Below are 9,876 nucleotides of genomic sequence, written 5' to 3'. Positions count from 1 at the left end.
ATGGGGCGTTATGTACCGCTGCGTGGTGCAGTGGTAGCGGGAGCGTGCCGTCCGAAATAGCTGAGCTCACCTACGGAGCTCAGTCGTACGGATGCGTATTTATCAAAGCATTGCAAAGCAAAGACTTTTCAGAAATCCTACTGATCTGCGTCAATTTTAATACCACCAGCTCACGGTTGTTCAAAAAATCAAGGCAAAAAACAAAATTAGGCTTCGGACATAAGAAATAGTATGGGCGCAGTGATATATTTTATGTGCGAAGTTTGAGATAATAAAATTTGACAGAAGAAGAGAAGCACAGGCAGTGCCTGAAAGACATTAAAGCAAAGAAAAATCCCGGCGGAGTAATTCCACCGGGATTTTAAGTACCAGGATTACCAGTCTTCTATATCATCTAAATTAACAACCTCAGGGGCTGCGGGCTGCTCTGTGTCAGAAACCTCTGCATCCTCCGGTGTCTCAGGCTGCTCCGCAGTCAATGCCTGCATCTGTTCGTCTGTGATCTCCGAAGGATCTCCGATCACTTCCGGTTCCTCCGGTGCTGTCTGAAGCTTCATGGCTTGTTCGCGGGCACGCTGCAGGATCGACTGGATCTTATCATCCCTGTTGTCAACAGGATAGACTTCCTCCTCGTTGTTGCAGAGATAATACTTGATGATATGTCCGCTGTAAAGTGCGATCGCACCGGCGTTACATACATCGCTGTTTCTTTTATATGGAAGATGATCGTACATCTCAATGCCATAATCTAATGAACCGTCGTATTTCTGAGAGATACCGGCTTCTCGATTTAACTGTATCATAGAAAAGACTTCCTTTCCGATGGGAGTAGTCTGCAAATGCATTCTCCCTATGATTGTACTTTATCACATAGAGGCGGCGGGGTCAATAGAATCGGGGGATGCGATAGAAAAATTGACTTTTCTCCAGCTTATGTTATAATTAGTACCGATTGTCCGCATTAAAGGACAGGGAAAATGATAATTCGAAATGAATGCTGCCTGACAGCAGGGTGGCAGAAATGAGGAAATCTATGGGTAAATCGAAGCAGATTATTAGGAATTTTACAAAGTACAATAATCTTTTGTACGAATTAGTCAAGAAGAATATCAAATTAAAGTATCGCCGGTCATATCTGGGAATCCTCTGGACTCTGATCGAGCCGCTTTTGACCATGATTGTATTGACGGTTGTGTTTGGTACTTTTTTCAATAAAGGAACAAAGCAGTTCCCGGTGTATGTACTGACCGGTCGTCTTTTGTTCTCTTTCTTTCAGTCAGCAACGAAGGCGGGGCTTAAGTCTGTCAGCGGTAACTCGTCAATGATAAAAAAGGTCTATGTGCCGAAGTATATTTATGTGGTATCCTCTGTGGTATCGAACTTCCTGATCTTCCTGATCTCTCTGATCGTTTTGGTCGGTGTCGGTATTGTCCTGAAGGTGGAGCCGACAATGTATCTGGTACAGGCATGGATCCCTCTCGCTATTTTGTTCGTGATGTCGCTTGGAGTCAGCCTGATCCTTGCCACACTGAGTGTATTTTTCCGTGATGTGGAATATATCTGGGGCGTTGCTGTATGCTTGTGATGTATGCATCTGCTATTTTCTATCCGGTAGAAGGATCATCAAGAGCGGTAAAGGATGGGTGTTTAATATGAACCCGGTATATATGTGCATTGCCAATTTCCGTAATTCGGTTTTATATGGAGTACCGATGAATATGCATTATTGTGTTCTGTCAGCAGGGATTGCAGTCGTGCTTTTAGTGATAGGAATGGTGCTTTTCTATAAGAAACAGGATGATTTCATTTTGTATTTGTAATTGTAGATAACCGATGAGGATCGTTGCGATCATTGCAACAAATTGCATATTTGCAGAAATGGAGAGTTCAATGAAGAATAATGTTGCCATCAAGGTAAAAAACGTAGGAATGCGCTTTAACCTGAGTCAGGACAGGTAGATAACCTGAAGGAATATATGATCCGTTTTCTGAAACGGGATCTGCATTTTAATGAGTTCTGGGCATTGCGTGAGATCAATTTCGAAGTGAAAAAGGGCGAGCGTCTCGGTGTGCTTGGACTGAACGGTTCCGGTAAGAGTACGCTGCTTAAGATCGTGTCCGGTGTGTTAAAGCCGACAACAGGATATGTACAGACCAAAGGTAAACTTGCGCCTCTTCTGGAGCTTGGCGCGGGCTTTAGTCAGGAGTATACCGGCAGAGAGAATATATATCTGTACGGTGCGGTTCTTGGATATTCCAAGGAGTTTCTCGATGAAAAGTTTGATGAGATTGTTGATTTTTCGGAGCTTGGAGAGTTTATTGATGTACCGATCAAGAATTATTCCTCCGGTATGAAGTCGCGTCTGGGATTTTCCATTGCGACAGTAGTAGAGCCGGAGATCCTGATCCTCGATGAGGTTTTGTCGGTCGGAGATAAGAAGTTCCGCCGTAAAAGCGAGAAAAAGATCATGGATATGTTTGACAAGGGCGTGACCGTGCTTTTCGTGTCACATTCCCTGGAGCAGGTTCAGAGAATCTGCGACCGTGCGATCATTCTTGATGGTGGTCATCTGGTTGCCAAGGGACCGGTTGACAAGGTTGCAAGAATCTACAAGAACATGACCGAGTAGCAGAATCAGATGTTTACCGGTGAAGATCTAAACAGATAACAGGAGGGAGAACATGAAACGGAACAACTGTATCTTTAAGAAGGCGCTGGGGATCATACTTGTGTTGGCGGTATGCATCAGTCTGGCAGGTAACAGCTCTGTCAGCAGAGCCGCTTCCAGATATAAGATCAAGGTTAACAAGCAGAAAAACTGTGTTACGATTTATAAAATGAATGCAAACGGAAAGTATAAGCCGGTCAAGGCAATGGTATGCTCTACAGGAGCAGCCACACCGGTAGGAACATTCCCTCTGGGAGAGAAGATGCGCTGGCATACTCTGATCGGACCGTGTTATGGTCAGTATTGTACCAGGATCCACGGCGGCATTTTATTTCATTCCGTATGGTACTATAAGCCGTCACCGTCCACACTGTCGTCAGAGGCATATAACCGCCTTGGAACAACAGCATCCCATGGATGTGTACGCCTTACCGTAGCAGATGCGAAATGGATTTATGACAATGTACCGTCCGGATCTCCGGTAACCGTTTACAATTCGTCCAAACCGGGACCGCTCGGCAAACCTTCAGGAATCAGGCTGCCGTCCTCCAGCAGATGGGATCCGACCGATGTATGGAGCTCCGGTAATCCGTGGAACAAGAAGAAGCCGACTATTTCCGGTGCCAGGAATCAGACCGTGCCGTATGGCGGCAGTGTTTCTGTCAAGCGCGGCGTAACCGCAAAGAATACGACAGGCTATGATGCAACATCACGGATTAAGGTTTTGATCCGTTATAATGGTGAAGTTGTCAAAAAGGTCAACACCAAAAAGCCGGGTATGTATAAAGTAATCTATAAGCTGAAGGATGAGATTGGACGTAAGGTTCAAAAGATTGTTAAGATCAAGGTAACAGCAAGTCTTCCGATTCCGAAGATTACCGGTGCCGGCGATCTATATGTACAGTCAGCAGATCAGCTTACCAAGGCAAATGCACTGAAGAAGGTCACGATCACCCAGAAGGGGAAAGCTCTTGACCGTAAGTATGTAAAAGTAATCTTTAAGAAGCTGAAAGAGGGCGTTTACAAGGTGACCTATCAGGCACAGAATGCCAGTGAGCTTGCACAGGTCAGTGTAAAGGCTTATGTGGACGATCAGGCTCCGAAGATCACCGGCGTGGAGGATGGAAAGAGATATCCGGTAGATCCGTCTGTTACCGTCACTGAGAAATATGCAAGATCGCTGATCAGTGTATCGGATAATATTTCAACGCTGCATGTTTCGGATGTTCAGGTGAAGATCACAAAGCAGAACGATGGAAGCTATCAGGTTGTTTATGAGGTTCAGGATCAGGCAGGCAACAAGACGAAGATAACGATCCTTCTGACAGCAGCGGCACAGACAGCGTCCGGGACTGCTGTTCAGTAGCGCGAATAATGAAGAAAATGGTTTCATAAAATTTTAAGAAACCAATCATAAAATTTTCGTGCAATTTGAAAAAGAAAGTGATATACTATCGGCGTGAGTAGGTCTTTATCTGCCTGCGCCGATATTTTGCATTACAGGAAACTGATATAAAGGAAGGTTGATCATGGGAGAAAAATTATTACGGCTCAAAAAGTTTGTGACTTTTTATGTTTTACTGCCGGTTATATTGGACGTCGTGATTGAGAGCTTGAATAGAAAGTCTTTATTTTCGGCATTTTCGTATATGGTCGAGCAGCCATTTTTGTTTTTATTTAATGTACTCATTATTATGCTGACTCTGTCAGTTGCAATGTATTTTAAGCGGGAGATTTTTGTTCTCGTTTTCATGTCTGTTGTCTGGCTTTTATTCGGCATTGTCAATTTTGTGATACTGCACTTCAGAGTGACACCGTTTTCTGCGGTCGATTTTACACTGATCAGCAGTGCAATCAGTGTGTCCGGTCATTATCTGACGGCGTTTAATGTGGTGATGATCTTTTTTGCAATTGCCCTTCTGGTGGTTTCCCTGGTTGTACTGTTCCGCAAGACGCCATGCATTCAGAAGAACAAGACAAAGAAGGCATATATGCTTTCTACGTTCGTGGTGCTTGTAGTTATTACAAGTATTTTTGTGATGCATAAGTCGAGTACGTCCGTTCAGGCACTGGCAGAGAATTATACCAATATCTCAGAGGCTTACGAGAATTATGGATTTGTGTACTGCTTTGCCAACAGTATCATAGACACCGGCATCAAGAAACCGGAGGATTATTCTGAGGAAAGTGTTTCAAAGCTTAAGGCTTCTATCAGTGACAAGCAGAAGGATACGAAGGTGAAGCCGGATATCATAATGATCCAGCTGGAATCCTTCTTTGATATCTGTGATGTGAAGAAGATCAGCTTTTCGAGAGATCCCCTTCCGAATTTCCATCGGCTGCAGAAGGAGTATACGAATGGACAGCTGACAGTGCCGACTGTGGGGGCAGGAACTGTCAATACAGAGTTTGAGGTTCTGACGGGAATGAGCCAGCATGATTTTGGTGTCAGCGAATATCCGTACAAAACAGTTCTTAAAAGCAAAACCTCTGAGAGTATATGCAATGATCTGGCTGAGATCGGTTATACCAGTCATGCAGTTCATAATAATACAGCGACATTTTACGGTCGTAACAAGGTCTTTTCCAATCTCGGCTTTGACAGCTTCACATCCGTGGAGTATATGAATAACATTACCCTGAATCCGAATGGCTGGGCGAAGGATGATGTGATGGTGGATGAGATTCTTAGGACATTGAACACTAACCGAGAGAAGCCGTGCTTTACCTTTGGGATTACGGTGCAGAGTCACGGAAAATATAATGATGTCGATCCGGATGCCAAGGATCCGATCGAGGTCTATAATTCTCCGGAGGGCAAAGAGGACAGTTACCGCTATTATGTCAATGAGATCAATGAGGTCGATCAGATGATCGGCAGATTGATCAGTGCGCTGGAGAAGCGTAAGAAGCCGACTGTGCTTGTGTTGTATGGAGATCATCTGCCAAGCCTTGAGCTTACCAATGAGGATCTGAATGACGGAAGTCTGTATGAGACACAGTATATTGTCTGGAATAATTACGGACTGAAGGAGAAGGATCAGGATCTGACAGCATATCAGCTCTATTCGGAGGTGCTTGATCAGGTTGGGATCCATCAGGGACTGATCACAAAGTATCATCAGCAGGCAGATCGGAGCAGTGACCGCTATAAGGAGAATTTAAGGACATTAGAATATGATCTTCTTTATGGAGAGAACTATGCATATGGAGGTGAGGCTCCGTTTGAGGCAACAGATCTGCAAATGGGAACGCAGCCTGTTAAGCTTGAGAACGTCACGGTAAGGAACGGTAAAGTGATCGTTCATGGTCAGAATTTTACCCCGTACTGTAAGGTGATATTTGATGGAAAGGAACTCGAATCCAAGTGGCTGGATGAACACCGGATTGAGTTGAAGGAGATCCCGGAACGCTCTGAACGTAAACTGGATAAGAACAAATCCTATGAGCCGGATAAACTGCCGAATACGTTTGTGGTTGAGGTTCAGAATGGGGACAGTGTGAAGCTAAGCTGCAGCAATCCGGTCCGTTTTAAGGATACCTCGCTGGCAGAAGAGGCGCAGTAGGGTGCAGAACAAATACACAGATAAACCTGATCTAAGGAATACTGTGTGATAAAGATCAAATGAAAAGTCGTGTTTTGTCGAGATGACAGACACGACTTTTTTTGTTTTCGCCCTGATTTGACATTTTTCTTGAAGGAGCTTGCATATAATTGTCCTTAGAAAAGACAGGAAGGAGATGACGTAATAAATGCGATGACCATGCGGTTTTATTGGGATGTATATCTGGTTCTGAACTTCATAATGAACCTGTTTCTGATCGGGATGACGGCATTGCTGCGGCGCAAATATCTCAAAAAAGGATGTCTTGTGGTGGCAGCATTTCTGGGGAGCAGCCAGGAAACGCTGGTTGTATTATTGTGGCTGCGTTACTGCGTGGGGAAGGCAGGAGGAATGCAGAAAATGTACCAGCCGGGAGTGTTTCTTTTGGTGGTCGCGCTTCTCACAGCACTGGAAATGCTTCAGATCACATTTCACGAAAAGCAGCTTCGGGAGCTCTTGAAGGATATTTTTGCAATGCTGCAGGTCAGTCTTGTGACAGGGGGGATGATCTATGTGTGCCGGGAGTGGATCTGCAGGTGGCGCAGTCCCGGAATATGGATGGTCTTTGCCGGTGCAGCAGGTGTATTCCTTGTACTGTTTGTGATGGAACGCTATCTCAGACATGGGGAGAAGCGCGTGAACACGATGGACGGGATCATAGGGCTGGAGGATGGCAGGCGTTATCCGTTGCGGCTGTTGTTAGATACCGGAAACTGTCTGGTAAGTCCCTACAGCGGAGAACGTGTAATGATCATGGCACAGAGTCTGGCGCTTAAGCTTAAGATTGCCGAACAGAAACGTCCGCTCATGATCCCGTATCATTCGATCGGGGGCGATGGTGTGCTTCCGGCATACCGTATTCCGCTGCTGATCCTGCAGGACGGTTCTGTAATCAGAAACTTCCTTGCGGCGGTCAGCCGCAATTGTCAGAAGATTCTGCCGTTCAGCTTATTATGTATGGAAGAAGGTAAATAGAAAGGATGAAGAAATGATAAAAATAAGTATGCCAAATAAGTTTCAACTGCGTATCATGCCCGAACTGCGGGGATGGTTTCTCCCCCAAAAGGGGGGAGAGATCCATTATATCGGAGGGGCGGAGATCCTGCCGGCACCTTTTAGCAGGGAGGAGGAAAGCAAAATCCTTGGGCTGCTTGGCACGGAGCAGGATCAGAAGGCAAGAAGCAGACTGATCGAACATAATCTGCGGCTGGTCGTCTATATTGCCAAGAAATTTGACAATACCGGGATCGGTGTTGAGGACCTGATCTCTATCGGTACAATTGGTCTGATCAAGGCGATCAACACCTTTAATCCGCTGAAAAATATCAAGCTTGCAACCTACGCCTCGAGATGCATTGAAAATGAGATCTTAATGTACCTGCGGCGCAACAATAAGGTGAAAATGGAGGTGTCGATCGATGAACCGTTAAATGTCGACTGGGATGGCAATGAACTATTGCTGTCAGATATTCTCGGCACTGATGAGAATGCAATCTCAAAGGGGTTGGAAGAGGAGGTGGACCGCAAGCTGTTGCGGATGGCGTTAGATAAGCTCGGAGAGCGGGAACGCATGATCATCGAGCTTCGCTTTGGACTTAACACAAAGGACGGGGCGGAGCGGACACAGAAGGAGGTGGCAGATCTGCTTGGAATCTCGCAGTCTTATATTTCAAGGCTGGAAAAAAAGATTATGAAGCGTCTGAAAAAAGAAATCATGCGTCTGGAACAGGTATAAAAAAGGCGGAATCGCAAATCCTACATACATAGCCGGTGATATCATGCCGGTGCTGCACAATCACAGAAATTCTTTCGCAGAATGGAGAACGCTCATGGCAATGTATAAAGTAGAGATTTGCGGGGTGAATACCTCTCAGTTACCATTATTGACGAATGAAGAAAAAGTGGAATTATTCCGGAAGATACAGGAGGGTGACCGAAAGGCAAGAGAAAGATTTATCAAGGGGAATCTACGACTGGTGCTAAGCATCATCCAGCGATTTTCCGGTTCCGGTGAAAACGTGGATGATCTGTTTCAGATCGGCTGTATCGGTCTGATGAAGGCAATTGACAATTTTGACACGACGTTGAATGTGAAATTTAGTACCTATGCAGTGCCGATGATCATCGGAGAGGTGCGCCGGTATTTGCGGGATAACAACAGCATCCGGGTGAGTCGTTCGATCCGCGACACTGCTTACAAAGCAATCTATACGAAGGAAGCTATGATGAAGGAGTCGGATAAGGAACCGACGGTGGAGGAACTTGCCGCAAAGCTCGATATTCCTGCGCAGGATATTGTTTTTGCACTGGACGCGATCCAGAGCCCGGTATCTTTATATGAGCCGGTCTATGCGGAGAGCGGCGATAATCTTTACATTATGGATCAGATCAGTGATAAAAAGAACAAGGAGGATAAATGGGTTGAGCAGATTTCATTAAAAGCAGCGATAGACCGCTTAAGCCAGAGAGAACACAGGATCATAGAGCTTCGTTATTTCGAAGGGAAAACGCAGATGGAGGTGGCACAGGAGATACAGATATCCCAGGCACAGGTCAGTCGTCTGGAAAAAAGAGCATTAAAATCCATGAAAAATTACCTCACATGATTGGAAGGCAGCGCATAAAATAATACAAATGACCGGCTTTTGCCCAGAAATGAGGATGCCATATGAGAATGTCACAGCTTCGGGAAAAGGAAGTGATCAACATCTGTGACGGGGAACGGCTCGGAAATGTCTGCGATGTAGATTTTGAAAAGAAAACAGGGAGAATCTGCAGTCTGATCATTCCGGGTCCCTGCAAGGTGCTTGGCATATTGGGGAGAGATCAGGAATATATTGTTCCTTACGAGCAGATCAAACGAATCGGCACGGATGTGATTCTTGTGGAGGTGGAACGGGAAAAGTGCCTGCAGAAATGTCAGTGGGAAGAGTAAAATAACTGCTTGCATTTTTGGACGGTTTGAACGATAATGTTGCTAAGAACAAAAGATGGAGGTAACCGGCATGAAATGTCCGTATTGTGGGGAGGACGATACAAGAGTAATTGATTCACGCCCGGCAGATGATAATGCATCGATCCGGCGCAGAAGACAGTGTGATAAATGTGGAAAGCGTTTCACTACCTATGAGAAGGTGGAGGCAATCCCGCTTGTTGTGATCAAGAAGGATCAGAGCAGGGAGAGTTATGACAGAACGAAGATCGAGAGCGGTGTGTTCCGTTCCTGCCATAAGCGCGCAGTGTCGATCGATCAGATGAATGCGCTGGTCGATCAGGTGGAGGCAGAGATCTTTAATCAGGAGAAGCGCGAGATTCCAAGCAGCTATATAGGAGAGCTTGTGATGAATCATCTTGAAAAGCTGGATCCGGTTGCGTATGTGCGCTTTGCATCGGTTTACCGTGAGTTTAAGGATGTCAGCATATTTATGGATGAGATCAAGAAGATCCTGGACAAATAATGAATCACAAAACAATCCCGATTACATAACAGGGATTGTTTTTTGTTACTGTGGGTGTTATAATACGAAAATATATATTGAGGGGAAGCTTCTTTTGCGGAGAGTGAAAGGAGTCAGTATGTACAGTAAGACGTTTTGTGTGGC

At 45.3% G+C, this 9,876-nt stretch carries 11 protein-coding genes and 1 pseudogene; 11 read left to right on the top strand and 1 reads right to left on the bottom strand.

Annotated features, from left to right (window positions below; all coding sequences use genetic code 11):
* Window positions 1–230 (top strand): hypothetical protein (locus DXA20_RS16490; RefSeq protein WP_207664220.1); only part of this gene is annotated, 230 nt, incomplete at its 5' end.
* Between the two features lie 144 nt (window positions 231–374).
* Here the strand turns inward: DXA20_RS16490 and DXA20_RS06215 are convergent.
* Window positions 375–803, bottom strand: coding sequence for a hypothetical protein (locus DXA20_RS06215; RefSeq protein WP_118559687.1), 429 nt, complete (start codon window positions 801–803; stop codon window positions 375–377).
* 230 nt (window positions 804–1,033) lie between these two features.
* On the opposite strand from DXA20_RS06215, the gene DXA20_RS06210 reads away from it, so the two are divergent.
* From DXA20_RS06210 to nrdR, 10 genes and pseudogenes are all read left to right on the top strand, one after another.
* A complete protein-coding gene (locus DXA20_RS06210; protein ID WP_330420667.1) occupies window positions 1,034–1,585 on the top strand; it encodes an ABC transporter permease in 552 nt (183 codons plus the stop codon).
* 67 nt (window positions 1,586–1,652) lie between these two features.
* The gene (locus tag DXA20_RS17615; protein WP_330420666.1) at window positions 1,653–1,820 is read left to right on the top strand and encodes a hypothetical protein; all 168 of its coding nucleotides are present in this window, start codon (window positions 1,653–1,655) and stop codon (window positions 1,818–1,820) included.
* 70 nt (window positions 1,821–1,890) lie between these two features.
* Window positions 1,891–2,630: pseudogene (locus tag DXA20_RS06205) on the top strand (ABC transporter ATP-binding protein).
* A gap of 52 nt (window positions 2,631–2,682) precedes the next feature.
* The gene (locus DXA20_RS06200) at window positions 2,683–4,035 is read left to right on the top strand and encodes a L,D-transpeptidase (protein WP_118559686.1); all 1,353 of its coding nucleotides are present in this window, start codon (window positions 2,683–2,685) and stop codon (window positions 4,033–4,035) included.
* Window positions 4,036–4,198: 163 nt separating this feature from the next.
* Complete coding sequence (locus tag DXA20_RS06195; RefSeq protein WP_118559685.1) at window positions 4,199–6,235, top strand: sulfatase-like hydrolase/transferase; 2,037 nt, start codon at window positions 4,199–4,201, stop codon at window positions 6,233–6,235.
* A gap of 192 nt (window positions 6,236–6,427) precedes the next feature.
* Window positions 6,428–7,249, top strand: coding sequence for a sigma-E processing peptidase SpoIIGA (locus DXA20_RS06190; RefSeq protein WP_118559684.1), 822 nt, complete (start codon window positions 6,428–6,430; stop codon window positions 7,247–7,249).
* A gap of 13 nt (window positions 7,250–7,262) precedes the next feature.
* Window positions 7,263–8,009, top strand: a complete 747-nt coding sequence (gene sigE, locus DXA20_RS06185; protein ID WP_118559683.1) for an RNA polymerase sporulation sigma factor SigE — start codon at window positions 7,263–7,265, stop codon at window positions 8,007–8,009.
* 94 nt (window positions 8,010–8,103) lie between these two features.
* A complete protein-coding gene (sigG, locus tag DXA20_RS06180; RefSeq protein ID WP_022306121.1) occupies window positions 8,104–8,880 on the top strand; it encodes an RNA polymerase sporulation sigma factor SigG in 777 nt (258 codons plus the stop codon).
* 62 nt (window positions 8,881–8,942) lie between these two features.
* A complete protein-coding gene (locus tag DXA20_RS06175; protein ID WP_022306120.1) occupies window positions 8,943–9,209 on the top strand; it encodes a YlmC/YmxH family sporulation protein in 267 nt (88 codons plus the stop codon).
* 70 nt (window positions 9,210–9,279) lie between these two features.
* Entirely contained in the window at window positions 9,280–9,732 is a 453-nt protein-coding gene (gene nrdR, locus DXA20_RS06170) for a transcriptional regulator NrdR (RefSeq protein ID WP_022306119.1), read from the top strand.
* Window positions 9,733–9,876 lie beyond the last annotated feature (144 nt).

This window comes from Roseburia sp. AM59-24XD (assembly GCF_003478445.1).
In the GTDB taxonomy this organism is placed as follows: Bacteria; Bacillota; Clostridia; order Lachnospirales; family Lachnospiraceae; genus Jutongia.
This window is presented reverse-complemented; position numbering and strand designations above follow the sequence as displayed.

Excerpts from the sequence above, each read along its gene's own strand:
- DXA20_RS06215 (WP_118559687.1), bottom strand. The coding sequence starts at position 803 with ATGATACAGTTAAATCGAGAAGCCGGTATCTCTCAGAAATACGACGGT.
- DXA20_RS06210 (WP_330420667.1), top strand. The coding sequence starts at position 1,034 with ATGGGTAAATCGAAGCAGATTATTAGGAATTTTACAAAGTACAATAAT.
- DXA20_RS17615 (WP_330420666.1), top strand. The coding sequence starts at position 1,653 with ATGAACCCGGTATATATGTGCATTGCCAATTTCCGTAATTCGGTTTTA.
- DXA20_RS06200 (WP_118559686.1), top strand. The coding sequence starts at position 2,683 with ATGAAACGGAACAACTGTATCTTTAAGAAGGCGCTGGGGATCATACTT.
- DXA20_RS06195 (WP_118559685.1), top strand. The coding sequence starts at position 4,199 with ATGGGAGAAAAATTATTACGGCTCAAAAAGTTTGTGACTTTTTATGTT.
- DXA20_RS06190 (WP_118559684.1), top strand. The coding sequence starts at position 6,428 with ATGACCATGCGGTTTTATTGGGATGTATATCTGGTTCTGAACTTCATA.
- sigE (WP_118559683.1), top strand. The coding sequence starts at position 7,263 with ATGATAAAAATAAGTATGCCAAATAAGTTTCAACTGCGTATCATGCCC.
- sigG (WP_022306121.1), top strand. The coding sequence starts at position 8,104 with ATGGCAATGTATAAAGTAGAGATTTGCGGGGTGAATACCTCTCAGTTA.
- DXA20_RS06175 (WP_022306120.1), top strand. The coding sequence starts at position 8,943 with ATGAGAATGTCACAGCTTCGGGAAAAGGAAGTGATCAACATCTGTGAC.
- nrdR (WP_022306119.1), top strand. The coding sequence starts at position 9,280 with ATGAAATGTCCGTATTGTGGGGAGGACGATACAAGAGTAATTGATTCA.